We start from the raw sequence: 23,229 nt of genomic DNA, 5'->3' as shown, positions 1-23,229 counted from the left end.
TTGTGACAGTTTTATGACGGCTTGTGTATGGAGGGCTTTGCGATCACGTAAGAGCGTGATCTTGCCCAGCCCATGCCAACGATCGCGGCGATGATGAGGAAGATGGGCCAAAGATACAGGCTCGTTACATTTCCAAAACGGCTGATGCTATAAGAAACGAATAGCACTGAAGACAAGCAAAGCTGTGAAACAATGTACTTGGCCAGAGCGCTATTATTGGGGGCAAACGTCAAAAAGGCGAGGGCCGTCACCATCAGGGCATAGTTTGCTGTCACCGAGTGCCAGGCAACTTCAGACACGGCACGAATTCCGTTTGGTAGCGCGCTATTTTGAATCGGCTCATTCAACTGCGGTCCCCCAACAAATACATGCATGCCCAACATTGCGAAGCATGAAATAGCGGCGGCAAGATACCAGTAATTTACTTTTTTCATCTTTATTCCTTAGTTAACAAAAAATGGCAAGGTCTCACGGTGAGAGAAATCGATTCCGCGTTCGAACTCGGGCGGACATGGACTTCAGCATCTCCACCAGGCCTCGATAAGCGCGGTCGAAGTAAGGCAGCTCTGGCGCCATCGCATGCAGATAGCCAGCCGCCAGCCGTCGCTGCTGTGCGCTCATGGCGGGCTGGCTCGGGTGTTGCCCGAAGTCGTATTCGGCGTCGCGAAACGGACTTGCCTGCCAGGCCAGGGTGTCGGCCAGGACCGGCAGCAAGTGCTCGCGGAAATCCTGCGGCGTCAGCGTCGGCGCAATCAAGCCCAGCTCACGGTAGGCCTGCTGCAGGGCGATGACGTCGCAAGGTTGCCGCAACATCGCGCTCCAGGCGGTGCTGATGGAGGCGCAGAAGTCTTCGCCAAATTGCTTGGTGCAGCCAAAATCCAGGCACCCAAGCTGGCGTTCCGCCATGAACAGGTAGTTGCCGGGGTGCGGGTCGGCCTGCAGGCGGCGCAGTTCGAACATACTGTAAAGAAAGGTGTCAAATAGCAGCTGGCCGTAATGGTCGCGCTCGGCTTGAGAGGGGTGGTTCGCCAACCACTCGTTCAGATGCAAGCCCGACAGGCGCTGCATTGTCAGCACGCGCTTGCTACTGAGCTGCGGAAAGGTCTGCGGGACGACCACGTCCGGCCACGAATCGAATGCTTGTGCGAACCAGCTCATCTGCTCGGCCTCATGCAGATAATCAAGCTCTTCGGCCAGCTTCAGCTCGATATCGGCTAGCACGCGCTCGATGATGGCTGTCTTGGGCAGGTTGTCCGAGCCATGTCCCAACGTTTGAAAGAGCGCACCCAGCATCGACAAATCGCTGGCGATGGAGACGGCCATGCCCGGATATTGCAGCTTCACAGCAACGTTTTCGCCGCTTGCCAGCGTCGCGCCATGGACCTGGCCAAGGCTGGCGGCTGCGAAGGCTGCTGGCTCGAACTGCGCAAACAACTCGTCTGGTCCCCTGCCGAACTCCTGGCGCAGCAACTTGATAACCAGGGCACGGTTCAGCGGTGTGACCTGATAATGTGCGCGGGCCAACTCCTGCCGCATGCCATCGGGCAGCAGGCCCAGCTCCATGCTCAGAAGTTGCGAGGCCTTCAACGCGGTTCCCTTCAGCTGGTTCAGCGCATCGAAGAAGATGCGGCCCAGCCTGGCCTCGTGAGCGAGGCGTGCCTGCTCGGCCTGTTCTTCGGAGCGCGTTAGCGCCAACGCGCGGTGGCCCAAATGCGCGGCGCCGGCACGGGCCACCGCCAGCCCGGCGATCGCGCCTCGCGCCAACCGGCGTTTGGGTGGGTTGTTAGCGGACATGATCGACCTGTGGCGGCAACAAGGAATTTTGGCGGCCCGTGGGCAGTGGGCGTGGCGCCAGCTTGCTCATAGCCGCCCCCAAACCTGCCTAAGGCCAATTAAATGCACGAGACCGTAGGCGCCGCAAATCGCCGAACTCCAGAGCGCGAAAGGCGACATCTGCGACGGCGCCAGCAGCCACAGCGGTAGCAGGGCCAAGCCACGCAACAGGTAGATGCTGGTGATCAGGATCAGGGCCTCTTTGATCCACGGCAAGCCGGACACCATGGCGCAACCGGCGCCGGCGAGCGCGTAGGCCTGCCAGAGCAGCAACATCAAGCTGATGCCTGAAGTGAGCAATGCCGGGTAGAGTTGGCCCGCCTCGGCCATGCGCGCCATCGCCTCGCCGGCGCCGAAAAAACGGTACCAGGGGCCACCGCCCACGATGATGGCGAGGTGGAGCAAGGCCGCCAGGCCGCTCAGAGCGGCGCCCAAAACGAGCCAGGGATTGATGGTCAGTGCGGTGTTGTTCATGGCGCCGCCCTCATCGGGGTGCTTTGCCGAGGCCGGCGCGCGCGAGCTTGAGCAAGTCGAGTAGGCTATTGCCATCGCGCAGCAGCCGTGTCAACTGGCTGCGCAACAAGAATCCACCCAGATCCAGCGCCTTGTTGATCACACCGCTTTGCAAGGCCAGCACAAGCAGACCCAAGCTTAGGTCGACCATTTGCGTGGTGTTGGCGAATTCCTCGGAGTCGTCTCGCAGCCAATAGGTGGTGACGGCGTGGACGGCATCTGCCAGCAGCGCTGCCAGGCTGGGTTTGAAGCCGCAGATTGCAATTTCACCTTTATTTTCGGCCTGCTCCAACATTTCGGCAAAGCCTTGCTTGAGCAGCGCCTTGCCCGGCAAATCGTCGCCCATCAGCATCAAAGGCGCCCCCGACACCAGCTTGTGGGCCAAGGCCACGAACTCCCGGTCGGCAAGAAACTGCTCCAGTTGCGCATCGATCAACAACTGCATGCGCTCCTGAAGCGTGAAAGTGTTCAAGCCATCGGTTTTGGCGATTTGCGCAAAGGCATCCTCCGCAGCCTGCTCGAAGTAGGCGAGTACCAACTTCTCCTTGGTCGGAAAGTACTTGTAGATCGTCGCATCGCCCAGTCCAGCCGCGCGCGCGATCTGCTTCATCGTCGTGCTCTCGAAGCCCTGGCTAGGCATCAGATCAACCGCCACCTGGATGAGCTGACGACGATTCTTCTCGGATTGTGATTTTGAAATTCGCATTTTGAGTACCAGCTATTGTTTTTATTATTATTTCTCACATCTATTGGATAGTCAATATGTTTAAATGGGTATTTCTGGCTGCCGGCAGCCTCGGAGGCCCATGGGGCATTCTTGAGGCTGGTGACAGCGACTGGGAAGAAGTTGGCGCACGGCCAAGGCGAGGACCGCTGACCGCCTGCATTGGAGCAGGGGTGAGCATGGCGATTGAGCGAGGAGGGGGAGCGGCTGACAGGAGCGGGGAGCGGCTATTTGCAACTGATCTTAATAGACTTCTGGCCCGCATGTTCTCCTGGGGCGATTTGTACGGTGCATGATTTCGTCCGGTCATCCAGGCGCTTCGACAGGCTCACCTGATCATATTCGCCATAGCGGCATTCCATCCATTTGCCGGAAGGGAAGCCGCCGCCTTCCAGGTTGTATGTCGTTGACCAGTCCTTCTCTCCCTTCTTCCAGTTGGAGTCGCCCATGAGCGTTTCCCGCTGCTCCGGTGGCCCGGCAGTTGCCCCTGCTGAGGAAAGAAAAAGCGGGGAGGCGACGTAAGGTGTCCAGCCGGAAGGCGTGTCCACCAAATGTAACGAAGCCTGGGCTACTTCCTTGGGACAGTCGATTTTCTGCTCCGCCGATAAGGCCGGCAGATGGGGCAAAACTGTCACAACCCAAATAATCATTCCTGCTTGACGCATCGTCGCTCACCTATTCGATCACCGAGAATGCGTCGGCATTGTCAGTGGGATTAAAATACGAGCCGTCGGGATTGTGGCGGTTCTTGCGGATGAAACGGATGGAGATGTCCTTGGTTTGAAATGGACGAGTGCTAGCCCATCTTGTAGCTAAGCCAAGGAGTGATTTTTGTTTCTGCTCAACTACGAATGTCGAGCGGCATGGCGGCGATCCAACCGGAAAAGCAAAAAAGCCGTTGAATCTTTAGGATTCAACGGCTTCTGCCTGAATTTGGTTGCGGGGACAGGATTTGAACCTGTGACCTTCGGGTTATGAGCCCGACGAGCTGCCAGACTGCTCCACCCCGCGTCTGAGGCCCGAATTATACATAGACCTTTTGTATTCCGCAAGGGTCAAAATAAGAGCTGCTTATATTTCTCTGGATTTTTTAAGTGTGGCTTATGTTTATTGCATCATTACGGGAGCTTGTCGATGTCTGCGTGAGTTCCGCAATCCCTGAAGTACGCACAGCCGTCTTCAAAGGTGAAGCTCGCCTTGTAGGCGTCGTTGCTAGTGAGGTGGGCTGTGTAGACGTTGACTTTTTTCGTCGGGTCCAGTGCCGAGCTAACTTGCTTGTTGGTAAGGGTATGCAGGTGCAGTTTGGCTGGTGGGTTATCAATGTCTATCAAAATCATGTCACCGAGAGCGCGCCTTGCCTCTTTCTTGATGTCCGGTTTAAGCCGCTGAAAACTGTTTCTAAACCGAGGTAGGTCACAGTTGAGCGTTCGGATAAGTCTCTCCGAACTCATCTCTCGGACTCAATCCGGTCCAATACCTGATTTACTTCCTCTGCCGTGCTTGCTACATACCCGGGTTTGCGGGGAGAGAACGGTATGTCGTGCTCGCCAAGTTCCCATTGCAGATTGGTGGCGGAGGCATAGGCGGCTCTCGCAGCTTCCCTGGGGAGGGGCAAGACAGCTCGTTTGTAGATTTCTCGGATAACTTGCTTGGCTAGTGCTAGTGCATCGTCGATTTTGAAGTCGAGGTCGAGAGCATCTTCGGCTTCACCGGAGTGGATGCGCGACAGCGTGGCGTCAAAATACTCCTGCATTTGACTTAACTGTCTCGACAACTCTGCGAAATTATCGGACTTTGTCTCCTGAAGTTGCTCCAGGAGGCTGCGTATCGTTTGAAGGATCTCAACTGTTTGCATGAGTGGCCCCGCTTTCTTGGGGAAAGTCTGCTCTGGATGTTAAACAGAGTCAAACGCCACTCAATACAAGTCTGATCTGCCGCAAGGCGGTGTTACGCGGCGGCCAGGCGCCACAGCGACGTCACCTCGGCGGCGCGGGCGGCGTGCAGCGGATCGGTGGCGTCGGCGGCGCGCGGGTGGGTAGGGCGCACGTCGTGGCGGTCGATGACTTTCAGGCCGGCGGCGGCAATCCATTCCATCAGGTCCGCGCGCGGACGCAGGCCCAGGTGCTCGGCCAGGTCCGACAGGATCAGCCAACCCTCGCCGCCCGGCGTCAGATGGTCCGACAGGCCGGCCAGGAAGCCGCGCAGCATGCGGCTGTCCGGATCGTAGACCGCGTATTCAATCGGCGAGCTCGGACGCGCCGGCACCCACGGTGGATTACACACCACCAGCGGCGCCCGGCCTTCCGGGAACAGATCCGCCTCCAGCAGCTCGACCTGGCCGTCCAGATCCAGCCGCGCCAGGTTCTCGCGCGCGCAGCTCAGCGCCCGCTGATCCTGGTCGGTGGCGATGATGCGCGCCACGCCGCGCTTGGCCAGCACCGCCGCCAGCACGCCGGTACCGGCACCGATGTCGTATGCCAGCTTGACGCCGGCCGGCAGCGGCGTATTCGCCACCAGTTCCACATACTCGCCGCGCACCGGCGAGAACACGCCATAGTGCGGGTGGATGCGCGCGTCCAGCGCCGGGATCTCCACCCCGGTGCGGCGCCATTCGTGCGCGCCGATCACGCCCAGCAGCTCGCGCAGCGAGGCGACGAACGGTTCCTCGAAGCGGCCGTAGGCCTCGTTGCAGGCCAGCTGCACGTCCGGCGCGCGGCGCAGCGGGATGGCGTAGGCGTCGTCGAAGGGAATCAGCAGCATGGCCAGCGTGCGCGCGCGTTGCGATTGCGCCTGGCGGTGCAGGTGGAAGGCTTCGGTCGGCGTGGCGGGCACTTTGGCCGGCTTGGCTTTCTTGGCCGGTTTGGCCTTGTGGTCGGCGCGGCGCGCCAGCGCTTGCAGCAGCTGGCGGGCGTTCTGGAAGTCGCCGCGCCACAGCAGCGCCGTGCCTTCGCAGGCCAGGCGGTAGGCCACGTCGGCATTGGTGCGGTCGTCGGCGATGACGACCCGCTTCGGCGGCGCCATGCCGGCTTCGGAGCGCCAGCGCGCGGTGCACTGCACGCCGTTCTCCTCCCAGTGGATCTGTTGCGGCGTAGGGGAGGCGGTGGTTTGTGCGGACATGTCGGGGCAATCGGTAGGTGTAATAAGCGGAAGCACAAAAAACGCCGGGGATGGTGTCCATCCCCGCCGGCGTTTTGGTGTTGAGGCGCTTATTATACTTGGCGCTTAGCTGCTGGCGTCTTTGGCGCTGGTTGCGGCGTCGTTGGCGGCGGTGGTCGAGATCGGATCGTCGGCCAGCGCGGGCAGTGCGCTGACGCCCGCCGGACCCGCCTTGATCGGTTCCGGCGCGGCCTGCGCGCTGTAGGCGTCGGCGGCCGCCTTGGCCTTGTCGGCGGCGGTCGGCGCGGTGTAGGTGTTGGTGTCCTTGCTGTCGACCAGGCTGAGCAGGCGCAGCGACAGGCTGCGCAGCGTGTTGCGGTCGATGCCGTTGCTGGCCTGGCTCGGCGAGCTGTCGCCGGTCGACAGCGCCGAGTGCAGGTCGCGGCCGATCAGTTGGAACAGGTCGGCCAGCGTGCCCGGGAAGTCGATATTCGGCACCTGCACCGACGGCAGGTTGTCGGCGCTGGCGCCGTTGGCGGCGACTGGTCGCTTGCCGGCGGCGTCGCTGGACGGCTGGCTGTTGCTGGTGGTCTGGCTGGCGGCGGCGCTCAGTTCGGCGTCGTACTGCACCTCCACTTCGAAATCGAACTTGCGGCCATCGGCGGTGGTGATCGTGCCTTTGCCGATGAAGTGCGAGCTGTCGGTCAGCTGGAAGGCGGCGGCGTCGCTGCTGCCGTTCGGCCCCGAGCTATGCTGCACGCCCACGGCGAAGCTGGACGAGGTGTCCAGGCTGGCCGAGTCGAAACTGATGACGGCATCCTTGCCGGAGTCGCCGAACAGCGTCTTGGCGAAGCTGCCCAGCAAGTCCTGCGCGAAGTCGATGGTCGCATTGCCGACCGACGCCACGTGCTTTTCCAGGCTGTCGCTGGACAGCGAAATCGGCGAGGAATCCACCGCTTTCACCGCCTTGGTCGCGCTGGCGCCGGTCGTCCGGGTGTCATGCAGCGTGTTGCCGCCATAGAGGGGCGCTGGCAAAGCGCGGGGGCCGAGAGCAGGTAGGATAGACATGGCAGGTTCCAGCGGATTTCGTTTGATAGTACTTCTATAACGGTGCCGCTGGCGATTTCTTGAGGTCTGCGCAAAGATTAATGATGGTGGGTCCAGCCTTCCGGCGCCGCCAGGTAGGATGCGACGGCGTCTTTCTGGCCGATGGCGTGGTGTTTGACTTCGCCGCAGGCGCAAATTCCCAGGTAAGGCTGGATGTGCGAGCAGGCCGACACCTTTTGCAGGCGGACTTGCACGGCTTTGGCGCATTTGGCGCATTTGAAGGTCAGGGTGCGTGGTGCTTTTAACATGGTTGCTCTTGGTTGGACTGGCGAAGGCGGGATTCTATCACTCAGGCATAGATGTCGAGCTTGGGCGGCACCAGCGGCGGCGTTTCGTAGCTGCGCCGGACTTTGTCGGCGTCGCCCGAGCCGGAGCCCGGTCCGCTGAGCCGGGCCGTCGCCCGTTCCAGCTGCTGCGTCGCCAGTTCGGCGCGGGCTTGCAGTTCCAGCTGCGCCGCCTGGGCCGCCACGGCGCGGTCGGCGCCGGAGGGATCGGCCGGCGCCAGCGCCGCCGCCTGGATCGTGCGGGCCCGTTCGATGGTCTCTTGCGGCGTGCGGCCGGGCGATGTATCGATATGCACTTCGCCGCCGATGGCGTAATCGACGCCGTTCGGTCCGCGCTGGTAGGTGTAGGAGGCGCCGGAAGTCGCCAGGCCGCCGGCGGTGGCCATGTGCGCCTGCTCGTGCTGGCGCACTTCGGTGTCGCGGGCTTTCAGCTGGGCGACCAGGGCCAGCGCTTCCGGCGTCAGGTTGGTGACGGAGTCGCTGCCGGAAAAATTGGTGTTCGGGGATGAGCTGGTCGAGGCGGAAGCCGGACCGGCAGGCGTGACCGACGACGTCACTTGCGCCGGTGGCGTGGCGCGCACCGGCGGCTGGCTGGCGGAACTCGGTGATATGGCGCCTGTGCTCATGGTGGTGCGCATTGCCTCCTGCTCGTCTGAATGATAGCAAATCTGTAGCAAATGGTTGCAAATTAACGGCGCCCCGCCGGTCAACTGGCGCGGCGCGCCCGCGTTGAAGGTCTACTGGGGATCATCTCCCGCCAAAGAGGCCAGGCCATGGACCAAAAGAAGCAACCGAGCAAAGAATCTGTGCGGCAGTGGTTGCGGACGCAAATCACGGAACGGCGCCCGCCGCCGGACGCCCAGCAAATCCGCCGCGAGCTGGGGTGGGAGATGCTCAAGCTGGAGCGAAAGGAGCGCCGCGATCGATAGCAGCTGCTAGTCGCTGACGGTGGCGATCAGCGTGTGCAGCAGCTGGTTGACCTTCGCGCCCATCGCCTCCGAGCCGTAGTCGCCGGCGGTGATGACCACCGTCAGGTCCAGCTCCGGCACGATGAAGATGCGCTGGCCGCCGTTGCCGAAGGCGGCGCTCCACGGCGTGCGGTGGCCGTGCCAGGCCGCCGTGCCCTCCCACCACTGGTAGCCGTAGTGCAGCTCGTCCGGCTGGTTGCCCGGACTCTTGAAGCCCACGCTCAGGCGCGGCTTCAGCGATTCATCCACCCATTCCTCGGCCACGATCTGGCGGCCGTTCCAGCGGCCGTGGTTCAGCATCAGCCGCCCCAGCTTGGCCATGTCGCGCGGCCGCAGGCGCAGTCCCGCGAACGGCGCCGGCCGGCCGCGCAAGTCGGTCACCCATTCCCACTGCAAGATGCCCAGCGGTTCGAACAAGTCCTTGCGCGCGACCTCGATCCACGGCTGGCCGCTGACGCGGCTGACGATGTCGGCCAGGATGGTGGTGCCGCCGCCGTTGTAGTTCCATACGGCGCCGGGTGGCGCGACGATGGGCCGTTCCAGCACATAGCGCAGCTGGTCGGATTTCCAGAACAGCCGCAGCTCGTTGTTGGGCTGCGCGCCTTCGTCCCACTTCCAGCCGCCGCTCATGGTCAGCAGGTGTTCGAGGTTGACTGCGTTCAGCAGCGGCGTGCGCAAGTCCTGGTACTCAGGGTAGTAGTCCAGCACCGGCGTGGTGAGCGCGCCGATTTTGCCGCGCTGCTTCTCGATGCCGACCAGCAGGCCGATGACGCTCTTGCCGATCGAGCGCACGTCGTGCAGCGTGTCCGGCCCGAATTCGACGGTCGGCGCGAATGGCGGCCACACGCCCAGCCCGCGCCGGATCGAGCGGTCCTTGCCGGTGCGGTACATCTCCGCCACCAGCTTGCCGTGGCGTTCAATGACGATGCCGTGGATATTGTCCTTGCCCTGGGCCAGCGCGGTCAGCGTGACGCACAGCGCGTTGGCGTTGAAGCCCGATGCTTCAGGCGCCGCGAGCTCCCAGCCGTCGCCTTGCGCGGATGGTGCGGCGCAGGGCGCGGCATGGGCAAGCGGCAGTGCGGTCGATATGCAAAAGCACAGACGAAGCAGCAATTTCATGAGCCGGCCTGAATTAACAATAAAATACCATTCTACTGCACTGTGACCGCGCTCTTGCCGCCCGCCGAAGGTTGTACCAATATTTTCACGGCGATCCGCTCCGTCATTTCCTGCACGTGCGAGATGACGCCGACCTTGCGGCCCATCGCTTGCAGGCCGTCCAGCGCATCCATCGCCACGCGCAGGGTTTCGGCGTCCAGGCTGCCGAAGCCTTCGTCGATGAACAGCGATTCGACGCGCACGCGGTTGGACGACAGCGAGGCCAGTCCCAGCGCCAGCGCCAGCGACACCAGGAACGATTCGCCGCCGGACAGTGAATGTACCGAGCGCATCTCGCCGCCCATGTCCTGGTCGCGCACCAACAGCGCCAACGACGGGCTGGCCGGGTTGTCGATGCGTTCCAGCTGGTAGCGGCGGGCCAGGTGGTTCAGGTGGGCGTTGGCGTAGCCCAGCAGGACGTCCAGCGTGAATTGCTGGGCGTAGTTGCGGAACTTCTTGCCGTCGGCCGAGCCTATCAGGTCGTTCATGCGCGCCCAGCGCTGTTCGATCGCTTCCTGTTGTTCGATCTCGGCCAGCATGGCTTGCGATTGCCGGCGCTTGGCGTCGTCCTGCGCCAGCGCCAGTTGCAGGGCGCCGGCGCTGTCGTGGGCTGTCTTGCGTTCGACCGCCAGTTCGTTCAGCGCGGCGGCCAGCAACGCGATCGGCGTTTGTTCGTCTGCCGACGCGCGTTCCGGCGGTGCGGACAATCTGTGTTGTTCGCGTTGGCGCTGGCGTTCATTGAGCACGGTGGCGGCATGGTCGGCGGCGCGGTCGATGGCTTGCAGCGCGGCGCGTTCGGCGTCGACTTCTTCTGCTGAGTGGGCCAGCAGCGCGTGCAGGTGCTCCAGGTCGCGCAGGCCGGCGTCGGGCTGGCGCTGCTGGAATGCGGCGATCCAGTCGGACAGCGCGGCCGCCGCCGATGCCGATGCGCCGCGCAGTGCGGCCAGTCGTTGCGCGGCCTGGGCCAGCGCTTCGTCCGCGCGGGCGCGGGCCTGGGCCGCCTGCTGCGCGGCGGTTTGCAGGCCGGCCAGTCGCTCCCTGGTGGCGTCGATGGCGGCGATCAGCGCCGTTTCGACATCGCGCACTTCCTTGCCGCCCCACAGCGCCATGCGTTGTTGTTGCATGTCCTTGAGCGCGGCGTCGGCGCTGCTGTAGATAACCCGGGCGTTGACGGCGTCCAGGCCGGCCTTGGCCTGCGCCTCATTGAGCGCCTTCACCTCTACCTCGACGGTGGCGATGGCGGCGGCGCGTTCGTCGTATGCGGCGCGCTGCGCCAGCCATTGTTTGCTTTCGGCCTGGCGGGCTTCGTAGAATCGGGCGGGGCCGGCTTTCCAGTCGTCCTTCCAGTCGTCGCTCGGCATGTCGCCGCCGCTGAAGGCCGGATCCAGGTCGGCGAGCAGGGCGCTCAGCGTCAAGGCGACTTCGATGCGCTGGTCGTCCAGTGCCTTGTGTTCCGTGTTCGATTGCGCCAGCGCGGTCTGGGCGTGCGAGGCCACGCTTTGCAAACGCGTGTGTTCGGCCGCCGCCCGATCGTAGGCCGTTTGCGCCTGGTCGCGGGCGATGCGGGCCGCATGCAGGGCGCGTTCCTGCCGCTCGATGGCTTGCAGCGCGTCGCGCACCATCTCCAACTGCTCGACGAACCAGCCGGTGCGCTCGGGCTCCGGCGGTAGCGACGCCGCAAGTTGCGGCGCGGCCTGGTCCCGGTCCGCAGGGTGCAGGTGGCTGTGCCAAGCGGCGGCGACGCGTTCCAGCGCCTGCGCCACGGTGCGGCCTTCGTTGGCCAGCGCGTTCAACTGCTCAAGGCTGGCCTGCTCGGTGGCGCGCTGCGCCGCCTGCTGGTTGACATTTGCCTCTAGCTGCTGGCGGCAGCGGGTGACTTCCGCCTGGAACTCGGCCAGCATGTCGTGCAGGCCGTCGTTGTCGTGGCGATATGGATGTTCGTTCGATCCGCATACCGGGCAGGGCGTATCGTCCTCCAGCGCGGCGCGCAGCGATTCGACGTTCTTGGCGCAGGCGGCTTCCGCCAGCTTCAGCGAACGCTCCGCCTGTGAAGAGGCGGCCAGGATGCCGACGCCTTCCTGCTGCGCCGCCTTCAGCTGGATCTCGGCGGCGTTCACCGCCTGCCGCAGCTGCGCGGACTGTGCCTGGATATGCGTATGGCGGGATTGCCGCGCATCGAGTTCGATCCAGAGCTTTTCCGCCGACGCCAACTGATCGCGGCGCAGTTCCAGATCGTGGCGCGAGGTCTGCAACTGCTCGACCGGGAAGGCGGTCAGCGCGCGCGCCGTTTCCTGCCGTTGTGCTTCCAACGTTTGCAGGGCGTTGGCGGAAGCGGCCAGCTTGCCGCTGGCGTCGGCCTCGTCGTCGCGATGCGCCTTGGCGTTGCGTTGCACGCGGGCCAGCGCGCCGCTTAACTTCTCGGCTTGCGAGGCGGCTTGGCCGGCCTGCACGAACAGCACGTCCCAGCGCTCCCACGATTGCGCCATCGTCTGCCATTGCTTGTGCTGCGCCAGCCAGGCGACGCCTGCTTCATGCTGCGCGGCCAGGCGCTTGCGTTCATCCTGTCGTTCCGTCTGCGCGGCCCTGGCGACGGCATCCGCCTGGTCGGCCTTTTCGCAGGCGGCGGCGGCTTGGCGGTAAGCGGGCAGCATGGCCTCAATACGGGCATCCAGCGCCTTGGCCTGGTCGAGCTGCGGCGCCGCTGTGCGTTGAGCGGCTTCCGACTCCTGCACTTGCGAGGCGGCCTGCGTTTGCGCCGCCGTGGCGCGTTCCAGCGCCTGCGCCGCGAGTGCGGCATCCTGCGTGCTGGCGGCGATGGCCGCTTGCGTGGCCGCGATGTCCGCGGCGATGCGGTCGATCTCGCCGGCCAGCGGACGCGCCGGCTGCACTGCGGCGATACGCGCCAGCGCGGTACGGCGCGGCGCCGATGCTTCGACGGCGGCGACGGCGGCCTGGCAGGCCTGCTGCGCCGACTGCTCGTCTTCGGACAGTTTCTCGGCCTGCTTGTGCCAGCGCAGTTCCTGTTCCAGCTCGGCTTTGCGCTGCTCCAGCACCTGAAGCTCGGCGGCTGCGGTCGCGCTTTGCGCTTCCAGCTCGCCACGTTGTTCCGCGCTCAGGGGCTTCTGGTCGGCCAGGCGTGCGCTCAGCCGTTGCAGCGCCGCCTGTTCGAGCTTGGCGCGTTCGAACGCCCGCATCGAGATCTCGCTGTAGACGGTGCTGCCGGTCAGCGTTTCCAGCAGTTCGCCGCGCTCGTTGTCCTCGGATTTGAGGAAGGCGGAGAATTCGTTCTGCGCCAGCAGCACGGCGCGGGTGAACTGCTCGAACGACAGGCCGATGCGCTTCTCGATCTCCACCTTGACTTCGGTCTTGGTGCCGCCGATGGCCTGCAGCGACGGTAGCAGATGCAGCGTCATGGCGGTCGGCTGCAACGCGCCTTCGGCCTTGGTGCGCGAACGGCGCACGCTCCAGCGGGCGCGGTACGAAGCGCCGTCGTTGCCGACGAAATCCACTTCGGCAAAGCCCTCGGCCGTGCCGCGACGCAGCAGCGTGCGCGGGTCCTGCGTGGAGATGGTCTCGGCGCCGACGTCGGTCAGGTAGCTGCGGCCGGCGACCTTCAACAGGCGCGGCGTGGCGTCGTATAGCGCCAGGCAAAGCGCGTCGAGCAGGGTGCTTTTGCCGGCGCCGGTCGGGCCGCTGATGGCGAACAGGCCGGTCGACGCCAGCGGCTCCTGCTCGAAGTCCACGCCGAATTCGCCCGCCAGCGAGGCCAGGTTCTTGCCGCCGATTTTCAGGATTCTCATGGCTGCCCCGGCGTCAACATCAGTTCCGCGAAGGCGCTCAACTGGTCAGTCGGCGCGTCGTTGTCGAACCTTTGCCGGTACAGCTGGCGGAAGATATCGTCCGGTTTGAGCTGCTCCAGCTGGTCCAGCGTCATCACCTCGTCGTCGATGGAGGTGCTGCGCGCCGCGCTGGAGGTCTCGATCTTGGCCAGCCGCACCGGCTTGCCGTCCAGCGCCGCCTCGATGCGCGCGCGCAGGCCGGGCTCCGGCGCATCCAGCCGCACCCGCACCTCAAGGAAGGGTTGCTGCTCCGGCTCCGCCGGCTGCGCGTCCAGCGCGGCCAGTTCCTCCAGCACCTGCGCCAGCGGCGCCGGTTTGGCGGGAACGCGCAGCAACTGCACCGCGCGCGGCACCATCAGCGGTGCGATCTCGCGCACTTCGCCGCCGTCGATATCGATGCGCAGGATCTGGTGCTGATAGCCCACCTCCGCAAACGACAACGGAATCGGGCTGCCGCAATAACGGATGTGCTGCTGCTTGCCGACGCTTTGCGCCAGGTGCAGATGCCCCAGCGCGGCGTAGACGATGGCCGGGTCGAAGATCCCCGCCGGCAGCATCTCGGTGCCGCCGATGACGATGCGGCGTTCCGAATCGTTGGACATCTGGCCATCGACCATGTGGCAATGGCCCATGGCCAGTATCGCCTGGCCTGGCTGGCGCTTGGACAGCGCCAGTTCCAGCGCCTGTTTGTAGAGCAGGGCGATGCCGGCCAAATACGGATCGGCGCAAGGATCGGCACCTTCGTCGGCCGCCACGCGCGGCACGTCGCCGGGGCGCAGGAAGGGCACGGCCAGGCACCAGGCTTCGACCGCGCCGCCACGGCCGGTCAGCGGCAGCACCAGCTGTTCCAGGTCGATCTCGCCGTCCTCCTTGCGTTGCACGCTGCCGACCACCCGCGTGCCGTGCGCTTCCAGCAGCGGTCCGGGCGCCTCCAGCCGTCCCGGCGAATCGTGGTTGCCGGCGATGACCACCAGGTTCAGATGCGGCACGCGCTCCCTGGCCCGCTGCAAAAAGCGATACAGCTGCTTCTGCGACGCGGCCGAGGGATTGGCGTTGTCGAAGATGTCGCCGGCGATCAGCAGCGCGTCGGCCTGTTCGGCGGCGACGGTGTCGAGCAGCCAGTCCAGAAAGTGCTGGTGCTCGTAAGTACGCTCGAAATTATGCAGGGATTGGCCGAGATGCCAGTCGGAGGTGTGCAGCAGACGCATGAAGATGTGTAATCAAAACAGCCGGGAAGCGCACAATATAGCGCAAGATGGCGCCGGATGAGTTGATAAAAGTGGATCGGCCTCCCGCTAGGCCGCGTTGCTGGCCGTCGTCGGCAGGGCCGGGCCGGCGCGATAGGTGTTGCGGCCGCCCTGTTTGGCCTCGTACAGCAGCACGTCGGCGCGGTTCAGCAACTCGGCCGGGGTGACATCCTCGCCGCGGTAGTAGGCCATGCCGATGCTGGCGGAGATCGACACCACCGTGCCATCCAGGTCGAACGGCGCCTGCATCGCGGTGACGATCTTGGCCGCCAGCGCATCGGCGGCGTCGATGCGGCCGATGCGCTCCATGATGATGGTGAACTCGTCGCCGCCCAGGCGGGCGATGGTGTCGCTGGCGCGCATGGCGTGCGTGAGCCGCCCCGAAAAAGCCCTCAGCAGCGCGTCGCCGACGCTGTGGCCGAAGGTGTCGTTGACCGGCTTGAAACGGTCGATGTCCATGTACATCACCGCCATCAGGCCCTGGCTTTCGCGGCAGGCGGCCATCGTGTCCTGCAGCTTTTGCAGGAAGCCGGCGCGGTTGGTTAGCCCTGTCAGCGCGTCGACCTGCGACAGCTTGAGCAGGCGCTGCTTCTCGCGCTTTTGCGCCGTAATGTCCTGCCGCATGACGTGGAAGCCGATCACGGTGATGCCGTCTTCGTCCATCTGCGGGATGTAGACCACCTCGAAGGTGCGGCCGACGGTGGCGTCGGGATCTTCCTCCTCGAAGGTCAGCGTCTCGCCGGCCAGCGCGCGTTTGATATAGGGCGACAGGAATTGATAGCGCTCTTCGCCCATGGTCGCCAGGATGGTCTTGCCCAGCACCGTCACGCCGGTGCGGTTGAATTCCCGTTCGTAGGCGACGTTGTGGAAGCGGTAGATCTCCTCCGAGTCGACATACGCCACCATCGCCGGCAACGTGTCGGCGATGGTGCGCAGCCGCGCTTCGCTCTCGCGCAGCGCCATCACCGATTTGCGCACGTGGGTGATGTCGTCCACCGTGCCGACGTAGCCGTAGATTTGGCCGTCTACCACCATCGCCGCGACCTTGAACGAGATCCAGACCATCATGCCGTCCGGGTGCACGCAGCGCACCGTGTCCTGGTAGGGCACGCGAGTCTTGGCCATGTGGTTCAGCGCCGCCTTCAGAACCGGCCGGTCGTTCGGGTGGATCGCGCGCATCCACTGGTCGCCCAGCGCCTCTTCGCGCGTCAGGCCGGTGATGAATTCGAAGGTGCGGTTGACGTAGGTGCAGTGGCCGGTGGGATCGGCGCGTATCAATCCGAGCGGCGAGGCGTCGTTGACGGCCGCCAGCTCCGCCTGGTTCTTGCGCATCGCCAGCTCGCTTTCCTTGCGCGGCGTGATGTCGCGCACCGTCACTGCCACGCCTTCGTGGATGGCGACGATCTGGTGGTGCAGCCACAGATGGGCGCCGCCCGGCAGGAAGTCGACTTCGAATTCCTCCTCCAGCGGCCGGCCGCTGGCCAGCACCGTCTTGTATTTTTCGAGGAAACCCTCGGTGTGCAGCGCCGGCAGCACTTCCATCAGGCGCTTGCCCTTGACTTCTTCGGCGGTGGAGCCCAGCAGCGCCGCGCCGCGTTCATTCAGGTCGGCGATGGTGAAGTCGACCACTTCCTTGCCCGGACCGCGCACGCGGCAGGCCTTGAACAGGTAGACCGCGTCCATGCTGGCGTCGGCCGCGGCCCGCAGCATGGTTTGCGCTTCGGTGACCATGCGCGCGCTGCGCCGCAGCCGATGCGATTGTTGCATCAGCAGGCCGAAAAACAGCAGCACCAGCACCGAGGCGACGGCCGCCGCCCTGTAATACATGTCGCGCCGGTGCTCGAAGGGCGCCATCGCCGAGGCGACCGGGTTGCCGACCACCGCCAGCATCAGGTAGCGCGGCATCTCGGTGTAGCCGTAGATGCGCTCGACGGCGTCGAACGGATGCGCCAGCAGCAGCTCGTCCGACAGCTGTCCGCCGCCCTGCGCCGCCGTGAAGTCGATCGCGTCGCTGATGATCAGCTGTTCGTCGACGCGGGCGGTGGACATGCCGTTTTCGCGGCTGATCAACAACACCGCGCCGCCGGGATCGACGGTCAGGCGGTCGTAGTCCTCGACGAAGGCGGCGGGGTCGATCATCACCATGATGATGCCGGCGAACTCGCCGCGACTGTCGTTCAGCCGGCGCGAGATCAGGATCTGCCATTTCTTGGTGCGCGGCTCGACCACCGGGGTCGACACCAGCGGCGTATCGGCCGGATTGCCGGCGTGATGGAGCAACAGCGGCTGCTCGCGGAGGTCCGGCGCGAAGTAGCCGTTGCGGCTGTCGAGCAACTGGCCGTCGGCGCCGATCAACGCCAGCGGCAGGTCCAGCTTGGACGGCAGCAGCGAATCGAGCAGGCCGTTCCTGCGGGTGAATTCGGCCAGCCGCAGCGTGCCGCCGGTTTCCTCGTATTTGAGCTTGAACAGCTGCGTCGCGTGGTCGATCTGGCGCAGCAGGTGGTTGGTGTGTTCGGCCAGCGTGCGCGCCAGCGACTGGCTATGCAGCACCGCCTCGTAGTGGGCGGTCTGCTTCTCCTGGCCGATCTGGTAGGTCACGGCCGCCCACATGGCCGCCAGCAGCGCCAGTGCAAACACGGGCAGCAGTATCGCGCGATACAGGTGGCGCAAGTACATCACGATCGGGCGGATGGCGAAATAGTTCATCGAAAATTAACGTTCCCCGCGAAATGAAAGCCGCTTGCCATGTGTGGATATTCTGCACGGAAATGTCACGTTTGTGGCTGGCGCGTCAAAAAAAACCCCTTTCGGATCACAGGCAATGTTGATTTCTTTATTAGAATAGCGTTCATGAACGAATTGATCATCAGCCTGGCCGCGGCACGGGCGCTGCACCTGGCGGCGCAGGGATTGTTGCAAGCGCGCCGCCGCAAGGCGCGCCCGGCCGACGTGGTGGACGCGATCCGGCAAATGGGCGTGCTGCAGATCGACACCATCCACGTGGTGGCGCGCAGTCCCTACCTGGTGCTGTGGAGCCGCCTGGGCGACTACCCGCAGCCTTGGCTGGAGCAGGCGCTGGCGGCCGGCCAGCTGTTCGAGTACTGGGCGCACGAGGCCTGCTTCGTGCCGATCGAGGACTACGGCCTGTATCGCCACCGCATGCTGGACCCGGGCGCGATGGGCTGGAAGTATTCCGAGACCTGGATGCGCGAGCGCCGCGCCGACGTCGATGCCGTGCTGGCCCACATCCGCGCCAACGGCCCGACCCGTTCCTCGGACTTCGAGCGCACCGACGGCCAGAGCGGCGGCTGGTGGAGCTGGAAGCCGGAAAAGCGCTCGCTGGAAGTGCTGTTCACCTCCGGCGCGCTGATGATCGCCGCGCGCGAGAACTTCCAGCGCATCTACGACCTGGCCGAGCGCGTGCTGCCCGGCTGGGACGACCGCCGCACGCCGCACATCGACGACACCCGCCGCGAGCTGGTGCTGAAGGCGGTCAAGGCGATGGGCTGCGCCCGCGCCGGCTGGATCAGCGACTACTTCCGCACCAAGCCGCCGCGGCTCGATCCGGCGCAGCTGGTGGAGCAGGGCCTGCTGCTGCGCGCCTGGGTCGACGACTGGGACGATCCGATCTACGTCCATCCCGACCACGCCGAGCTGTTGGCGGCGGCCGCCGCCGGCACGCTGGCGCCGACCTTGACCACCATCCTGTCGCCGTTCGATCCGGTGGTGTGGGACCGGCGCCGCGCGCTGGAACTGTTCGGCTTCGACTACCGGCTGGAGTGCTACACTCCTGCGGACAAGCGCCGCTACGGCTACTTCACGCTGCCGATCCTGCGGCGCGGCGCGCTGGTCGGCCGGGTCGACGCCAAGGCGCACCGGCGCGGCGGCGTGTTCGAACTGAAATCGCTGGCGCTGGAGCCGGGCGTGCGCGTCAGCGACCGCTTCGTGCGCGACGTCGCCGCCGCCTTGCAGCGCCTGGCCAACTGGCACCAGTGCCCGGAGGTACGGCTCGCCCAGGCCACGCCGGACGGTTTGGCGCCGCTGCTGCGTGCCGCGCTGGGCAACAACACCAAGGAAATGGAAGCTGCATGATGGGAGTTCAATGAGTTTGCCCGCCGCCCCCGCCAGTCTGCTGAGCCCCGACGGCCAGCCGCTGTTCGGCCGCTACGCCGGCCAGGTTGGCCATATCGACTGGAGCCAGCTGGCCGCGCCGTTCGCCCGCAGCCGCTTCTGGCGCCGCTTTCACCACAAGCGCTGGCACTACGTGGCGTTGTGTACCGAGCAGATATTCTGCGCGGTGGCCATCGTCGACCTGGGCTGGACCAGCACCGCCTTCGCCTACGCCTTCGACCGCAGCGACGGCGACATGCTGGCCAACTTCGGCCAGGATGGCTTGCCCGGCCTGTCGGCGCGGCTGGCCGACCATGCCGGCGCGTCGAGCCGGTTCAAGACGCGCAAGAGCAGCATCGCCATCGACAGCCGCGACGACGGCAGCTACGCGCTGACGCTACGCTGCGACTACCTGGAGATCGACGCCGAATTCGGCCCCGGCGCCTCGCCGCTGCTGCTGGCCACCGGGCCGGTGGCGCAAGGCTCGGTGCATGCCACGCAGAAGTCGTCCGGCCTGCCTTTGACCGGCGAGGTGCGTACCTTCCGCGAGGATTACAACCTGGCCGGCGGCGTCGCCAGCTTCGACTACTCCAACGGCCTGCTGGCGCGCAACACCGCCTGGCGCTGGGCCTCGGCGCACAACCTGGAGCTGGGCTTCAATCTGCAGTCGGGCTACTTCGGCGGCAACGAGAACGCCTTGTGGCTGGACGGCCAGGTGCACGCGCTGGGGCCGGTGCACTTCATCTACGATAGCAGCGATCCGCTGTCGCAGTGGCACATCTTCACCGAGGACGATCTGCTGGAGCTGTACTTCACGCCGGAAGGCGCGCGCCGCGACAACAAGAACCTGGTGGTGGCGGCCAGCCGCTACCTGCAGCCGATCGGCACCTTCACCGGTTGGGTGCGCAGCGCGCCCGATCAACCCAAACGCATGGTCACGCAGATGATGGGCGTGACCGAGGACCACGCTTCACGCTGGTAATTCACCGCTGGTAAAAAGGTAGGGCCGCCATGAGCATCAGGAATCTCGATCGATTGTTCCAACCGCGCTCGGTGGCCGTGATCGGCGCATCGGACAACCCGCAGCGCATCGGCGCCCGTGTGCTGGCCAACCTGGCGGAAGCCGGCTTTGGCGGCGATGGCGGCGTTATCTGGCCGCTCAATCCCAAGCACCAGGTGCTGCACGACATGCCGTGCTACGCCAGGGTGTCGGCCTTGCCGGCGGCGCCGGACCTGGCCATCCTGTGCACGCCGCCGTCGACGATCCCGGGACTGATCGCGGAACTGGGCGCGCGCGGCACCCGCGCCGCCATCGTCATGACGGCGGGGCTGGCCGACATCAAGGCCGGCAGCCGCAGCCTGCAGCAGGCGATGCTGGACGCGGCCAAGCCGCACCTGCTGCGCATCCTGGGACCGGGCAGCGTCGGCCTGCAATCGCCGGCGCTGGGGCTCAACGCCAGCTTCACCCACCTCGCCGCCGCTCCCGGCAAGCTGGCCTTCGTCTCGCAATCTGGCGCGCTGGGCGCGGCGGTGCTGGACTGGGCCAGCCTGCGCGGCATCGGCTTCTCGCGCTTTGTCGCGATGGGCGAGGGCGCCGACGTCGATTTCGGCGACCTGCTGGACTACCTGGCCGGCGACCCCGGGACCGAGGCCATCCTGCTGTGCATCGAGGATGTCCGCTGCGCGCGCAAGTTCATGTCGGCCGGACGGCTGGCGGCGCGCGGCAAGCCGGTGATCGTGCTGAAGGTGGGGCGCGACGCCGCCCCCGGCGCCGACCTGGTGTTCGACGCCGCGATCCGCCGCGCCGGCATGCTGCGCGTGCATTCCACCGAAGACCTGTTCGACGCCGTCGAAACGCTGGCGCGCCAGCGCCCGCAGCGCGGCGAGCGGCTGGCGGTGCTGACCAACGGCGTCGGCCTGGGCCTGATCGCGGCCGATGCGCTGGAGTGCGGCGGCGCGCAACTGGCGCCGCTGTCGGCCGAGACCCTGCGCCTGCTGAAGCGCGCCGACGCGCCGCTGGCCAATCCGGTCGACCTGCTGGCCGACGTGCCGGTCGAGCGCTACACCAGCGCGGTCGAAGCGCTGCTGCGCGAAACCCAGGCCGACGCGCTGCTGTTCCTGCACGCGCCGACCGCCATGGTGCCCAGCAGCCTGATCGCGGCGGCGGTGGCGCCGCTGATGCGCAACGCTAACAAGAACGTGCTGTCCTGCTGGCTGGGCGGACGCTCGGTGGCGGCCGCGCGCCAGGTGTTCGCCGACGCCGGCCTGCCCACCTACGACACGCCGGAAAAAGCGATCCACGGCTTCCTGCAAATCGCCCAGTACCGGCGCAACCAGGAGCTGCTGATGGAAGTGCCGGCGCGCCTGCCGGCGACGGCGGCGCCGGAACGCGCGGCGGCCCAGGCGCTGGTGAGCGCCGCCCTGGCCGCCGGCCGCGGCGCGTTGTCCGACCAGGACGCGCGCGCGCTGCTGTCGGCCTACGGCATCGCGCTGGCCACGCCGCAGCAGGCCGCGCTGACCGGGCCGACGCTGGCGGCGGCGCGCATCCAGATCGCCACCGATCCGGTGTTCGGGCCGGTGGTGTTCTTCGGCCAGGGCGGCATCGCGGCGGAGGTGGCGGCCGACCGCGCCGCCGGCCTGCCGCCGCTGAACATGGTGCTGGCGCGCGACATGGTCGGCCGCACCCGCGTGGCGCGCCTGCTGGCGCAAGGCCAGACCGCCGCCGACGCCGACGCGCTGTGCCGCACCTTGGTGCAGGTGGCCGACATGGTGGCCGACCTGCCGCAACTGGCGGAACTCGATCTCAATCCGCTGCTGGCGCTCGGCGGCGGCGTGGTGGCGCTGGCCGCGCGCGTGCTGCTGGCGCCGGCGCGCAGCGACAACACGCTGGCGATCCGTCCCTATCCGCTGGAACTGGAGCAGGAGCTGGACTGGCGCGGCGGCCGCATCCTGCTGCGGCCGATCCGGCCGGAGGACGCGCCGCAGCACCAGGTGTTCTTCGCCGCGCTCGACCCGGACGATGTGCGGCTGCGCTTCTTCACCGCCATGCGCGAGCTGCCGCCGTCGCAGCTGGCGCGGCTGACGCAGATCGACTACGACCGCGCGATGGCCTTCATCGCCACCCGCAACGGCCCCGGCGGCGAACCGGAAACGTTGGGCGTGGTGCGCGCCGTGGCCGATGCGGACAATCAGTCCGCTGAATTTGCCGTCATCGTGCGTTCCGACCTGAAGGGGCAGGGCCTGGGCTACATCCTGTTCCAGAAACTGGTCGATTATTTCCGCAGCCGCGGCACGGCGGAAATCGTCGGCGACGCCTTGTCGGAAAATCTCGGCGTGCAAAAACTGGTGCGCCATTTCGGCGGCGTGGTTTTACCGCATCCGGAAGCGGGAATGGTGCGGCTGCAATTGTCTTTACGATAGCATTCGCGGCCGGCTTGCTATATATTGACACGTATAGCGCCTTGGTCTGAATTTGTTCTAGCTCAAAGCGTGTTTGTCGGCTTTATTTACACTTTTACTTCCGGTCTTGCCGCTCATCCGGGCGCGCGCAACTTCAGTTTTGGGAGTCAGAATGTTAACTGCCACATATACTCTGGTAGCACTGTCGGTGGAGCACGCTAGCGTCCGCCTCAGTTTGTTATCGTTCCAAAAGTATGTGCGCTCCACGCTGATGCATCAGAACAGCATCACCCTGTCGCAGCTGGAATACGCCTGCGAGAACTTGAACAGCCTGTACCAGGCTTGCCACTGGCGTAAAACCGAGATGTACCTGATCCCCGCGCTGCGCGAGGCGACCGAGCGCGCCGACCAGCTGCTGGACGAGCTCAACCGTCTGAACCAGTCGGCGCTGCTGTCGATCCGCCTGCTGCAAGACCGGCTCGGTTCGGTGGCCGAAGTGCGCGACGAACAGGTCAACCTGATTTGCGACAGCATCGAAACCTTTTGCTCCTCGCTGTTGAAGCGGCTGGAAAAGGAAGAGCAGGAACTGTTCGCCATCGCCCGCAACGCCATCGCCGGCGAAACGTGGTTTTCCATTGCAAATCAATTGATGATGCACGACAAGCATCTGGAAGAAATGAAACGCTCGGGCCTGACCCCGGTCGAGGCGGTCGAGGCGGCCAAGCCCAAGGCGGTCGCCGCGCGCAACCTGGCCGGCGCGGTGCGCGTGGTGGACGACGGCCAGATCAGCATCCCGGGTTTGCAGGTGTTGCCGATAGTAAGTATCGAGGAAAGCGCGGCGCAATCGGCGCCCGCCAGCCTCGTCCGATCGACCCGGCAGCTGCCGGCGATGAAATAACCGCCCAATTAGCATACGCATCGGGCAAAATCCCCTCGCTTTGCTATGATGGT

At 65.3% G+C, this 23,229-nt stretch carries 18 protein-coding genes, 1 tRNA gene and 1 pseudogene; 4 read left to right on the top strand and 16 right to left on the bottom strand.

Going from position 1 to position 23,229, the window contains the following annotated elements; genetic code table 11:
- Positions 1-11: 11 nt before the first annotated feature.
- From AC1RMD_RS03455 to AC1RMD_RS03380, 16 genes and pseudogenes are all read right to left on the bottom strand, one after another.
- Positions 12-434 (bottom strand): hypothetical protein, encoded by a 423-nt coding sequence (locus AC1RMD_RS03455; RefSeq protein WP_492923683.1) that lies wholly within the window; start codon positions 432-434, stop codon positions 12-14.
- 34 nt (positions 435-468) lie between these two features.
- The gene (locus AC1RMD_RS03450; RefSeq protein ID WP_492923681.1) at positions 469-1,794 is read right to left on the bottom strand and encodes an ABC1 kinase family protein; all 1,326 of its coding nucleotides are present in this window, start codon (positions 1,792-1,794) and stop codon (positions 469-471) included.
- A gap of 66 nt (positions 1,795-1,860) precedes the next feature.
- Positions 1,861-2,307, bottom strand: coding sequence for a hypothetical protein (locus tag AC1RMD_RS03445; RefSeq protein ID WP_492923679.1), 447 nt, complete (start codon positions 2,305-2,307; stop codon positions 1,861-1,863).
- A gap of 10 nt (positions 2,308-2,317) precedes the next feature.
- Complete coding sequence (locus tag AC1RMD_RS03440; RefSeq protein WP_492923677.1) at positions 2,318-3,052, bottom strand: TetR/AcrR family transcriptional regulator; 735 nt, start codon at positions 3,050-3,052, stop codon at positions 2,318-2,320.
- 245 nt (positions 3,053-3,297) lie between these two features.
- Positions 3,298-3,735, bottom strand: coding sequence for an STY0301 family protein (locus AC1RMD_RS03435; protein WP_492923675.1), 438 nt, complete (start codon positions 3,733-3,735; stop codon positions 3,298-3,300).
- A 10-nt stretch (positions 3,736-3,745) separates the two neighbouring features.
- Positions 3,746-3,913: pseudogene (locus tag AC1RMD_RS03430) on the bottom strand (BPSL0067 family protein); the annotation flags it as partial.
- A 91-nt stretch (positions 3,914-4,004) separates the two neighbouring features.
- Positions 4,005-4,081 (bottom strand) — tRNA-Met (locus AC1RMD_RS03425).
- A gap of 436 nt (positions 4,082-4,517) precedes the next feature.
- Positions 4,518-4,925: a hypothetical protein gene (locus AC1RMD_RS03420; RefSeq protein ID WP_492923673.1), complete on the bottom strand. Its 408-nt coding sequence runs from the start codon at positions 4,923-4,925 to the stop codon at positions 4,518-4,520.
- 92 nt (positions 4,926-5,017) lie between these two features.
- Positions 5,018-6,187: a methyltransferase gene (locus tag AC1RMD_RS03415; RefSeq protein WP_492923671.1), complete on the bottom strand. Its 1,170-nt coding sequence runs from the start codon at positions 6,185-6,187 to the stop codon at positions 5,018-5,020.
- Positions 6,188-6,292: 105 nt separating this feature from the next.
- Entirely contained in the window at positions 6,293-7,234 is a 942-nt protein-coding gene (locus AC1RMD_RS03410) for a hypothetical protein (RefSeq protein ID WP_492923669.1), read from the bottom strand.
- Between the two features lie 77 nt (positions 7,235-7,311).
- Entirely contained in the window at positions 7,312-7,521 is a 210-nt protein-coding gene (locus tag AC1RMD_RS03405) for a hypothetical protein (protein WP_008449977.1), read from the bottom strand.
- 41 nt (positions 7,522-7,562) lie between these two features.
- Positions 7,563-8,183 (bottom strand): putative metalloprotease CJM1_0395 family protein, encoded by a 621-nt coding sequence (locus AC1RMD_RS03400; protein WP_492923667.1) that lies wholly within the window; start codon positions 8,181-8,183, stop codon positions 7,563-7,565.
- A 309-nt stretch (positions 8,184-8,492) separates the two neighbouring features.
- The gene (locus AC1RMD_RS03395; RefSeq protein WP_492923665.1) at positions 8,493-9,644 is read right to left on the bottom strand and encodes a serine hydrolase domain-containing protein; all 1,152 of its coding nucleotides are present in this window, start codon (positions 9,642-9,644) and stop codon (positions 8,493-8,495) included.
- 32 nt (positions 9,645-9,676) lie between these two features.
- Positions 9,677-13,483, bottom strand: a complete 3,807-nt coding sequence (locus tag AC1RMD_RS03390) for an AAA family ATPase (RefSeq protein ID WP_492923663.1) — start codon at positions 13,481-13,483, stop codon at positions 9,677-9,679.
- The gene (locus AC1RMD_RS03385) at positions 13,480-14,730 is read right to left on the bottom strand and encodes an exonuclease SbcCD subunit D C-terminal domain-containing protein (protein WP_492923661.1); all 1,251 of its coding nucleotides are present in this window, start codon (positions 14,728-14,730) and stop codon (positions 13,480-13,482) included. The genes AC1RMD_RS03390 and AC1RMD_RS03385 overlap by 4 nt, the downstream gene beginning before the upstream one ends.
- An 87-nt stretch (positions 14,731-14,817) precedes the next feature.
- Complete coding sequence (locus AC1RMD_RS03380; RefSeq protein WP_492923659.1) at positions 14,818-17,475, bottom strand: sensor domain-containing diguanylate cyclase; 2,658 nt, start codon at positions 17,473-17,475, stop codon at positions 14,818-14,820.
- Between the two features lie 144 nt (positions 17,476-17,619).
- Here AC1RMD_RS03380 and AC1RMD_RS03375 point away from each other — a divergent pair, with 144 nt between their 5' ends.
- The 4 genes from AC1RMD_RS03375 to AC1RMD_RS03360 all read left to right on the top strand — a co-directional run bounded on the left by AC1RMD_RS03375 (position 17,620) and on the right by AC1RMD_RS03360 (position 23,176).
- Positions 17,620-18,861 (top strand): winged helix-turn-helix domain-containing protein, encoded by a 1,242-nt coding sequence (locus AC1RMD_RS03375; protein ID WP_492923657.1) that lies wholly within the window; start codon positions 17,620-17,622, stop codon positions 18,859-18,861.
- Positions 18,862-18,871: 10 nt separating this feature from the next.
- Positions 18,872-19,861, top strand: a complete 990-nt coding sequence (locus AC1RMD_RS03370) for a DUF2804 domain-containing protein (RefSeq protein WP_492923655.1) — start codon at positions 18,872-18,874, stop codon at positions 19,859-19,861.
- 29 nt (positions 19,862-19,890) lie between these two features.
- A complete protein-coding gene (locus tag AC1RMD_RS03365) occupies positions 19,891-22,299 on the top strand; it encodes a bifunctional acetate--CoA ligase family protein/GNAT family N-acetyltransferase (protein WP_492923653.1) in 2,409 nt (802 codons plus the stop codon).
- 151 nt (positions 22,300-22,450) lie between these two features.
- The gene (locus AC1RMD_RS03360) at positions 22,451-23,176 is read left to right on the top strand and encodes a hypothetical protein (RefSeq protein WP_492923651.1); all 726 of its coding nucleotides are present in this window, start codon (positions 22,451-22,453) and stop codon (positions 23,174-23,176) included.
- Positions 23,177-23,229: the final 53 nt, after the last annotated feature.

Source organism: Duganella sp. GW822-FHT06D06 (assembly GCF_058799615.1).
This window is presented reverse-complemented; position numbering and strand designations above follow the sequence as displayed.

Bases quoted from the DNA above. Each gene is read 5' to 3' on its own strand.
- AC1RMD_RS03455 (WP_492923683.1), bottom strand. From the start codon at position 434: ATGAAAAAAGTAAATTACTGGTATCTTGCCGCCGCTATTTCATGCTTC.
- AC1RMD_RS03450 (WP_492923681.1), bottom strand. From the start codon at position 1,794: ATGTCCGCTAACAACCCACCCAAACGCCGGTTGGCGCGAGGCGCGATC.
- AC1RMD_RS03445 (WP_492923679.1), bottom strand. From the start codon at position 2,307: ATGAACAACACCGCACTGACCATCAATCCCTGGCTCGTTTTGGGCGCC.
- AC1RMD_RS03440 (WP_492923677.1), bottom strand. From the start codon at position 3,052: ATGCGAATTTCAAAATCACAATCCGAGAAGAATCGTCGTCAGCTCATC.
- AC1RMD_RS03435 (WP_492923675.1), bottom strand. From the start codon at position 3,735: ATGCGTCAAGCAGGAATGATTATTTGGGTTGTGACAGTTTTGCCCCAT.
- AC1RMD_RS03420 (WP_492923673.1), bottom strand. From the start codon at position 4,925: ATGCAAACAGTTGAGATCCTTCAAACGATACGCAGCCTCCTGGAGCAA.
- AC1RMD_RS03415 (WP_492923671.1), bottom strand. From the start codon at position 6,187: ATGTCCGCACAAACCACCGCCTCCCCTACGCCGCAACAGATCCACTGG.
- AC1RMD_RS03410 (WP_492923669.1), bottom strand. From the start codon at position 7,234: ATGTCTATCCTACCTGCTCTCGGCCCCCGCGCTTTGCCAGCGCCCCTC.
- AC1RMD_RS03405 (WP_008449977.1), bottom strand. From the start codon at position 7,521: ATGTTAAAAGCACCACGCACCCTGACCTTCAAATGCGCCAAATGCGCC.
- AC1RMD_RS03400 (WP_492923667.1), bottom strand. From the start codon at position 8,183: ATGAGCACAGGCGCCATATCACCGAGTTCCGCCAGCCAGCCGCCGGTG.
- AC1RMD_RS03395 (WP_492923665.1), bottom strand. From the start codon at position 9,644: ATGAAATTGCTGCTTCGTCTGTGCTTTTGCATATCGACCGCACTGCCG.
- AC1RMD_RS03390 (WP_492923663.1), bottom strand. From the start codon at position 13,483: ATGAGAATCCTGAAAATCGGCGGCAAGAACCTGGCCTCGCTGGCGGGC.
- AC1RMD_RS03385 (WP_492923661.1), bottom strand. From the start codon at position 14,730: ATGCGTCTGCTGCACACCTCCGACTGGCATCTCGGCCAATCCCTGCAT.
- AC1RMD_RS03380 (WP_492923659.1), bottom strand. From the start codon at position 17,475: ATGAACTATTTCGCCATCCGCCCGATCGTGATGTACTTGCGCCACCTG.
- AC1RMD_RS03375 (WP_492923657.1), top strand. From the start codon at position 17,620: ATGAACGAATTGATCATCAGCCTGGCCGCGGCACGGGCGCTGCACCTG.
- AC1RMD_RS03370 (WP_492923655.1), top strand. From the start codon at position 18,872: ATGAGTTTGCCCGCCGCCCCCGCCAGTCTGCTGAGCCCCGACGGCCAG.
- AC1RMD_RS03365 (WP_492923653.1), top strand. From the start codon at position 19,891: ATGAGCATCAGGAATCTCGATCGATTGTTCCAACCGCGCTCGGTGGCC.
- AC1RMD_RS03360 (WP_492923651.1), top strand. From the start codon at position 22,451: ATGTTAACTGCCACATATACTCTGGTAGCACTGTCGGTGGAGCACGCT.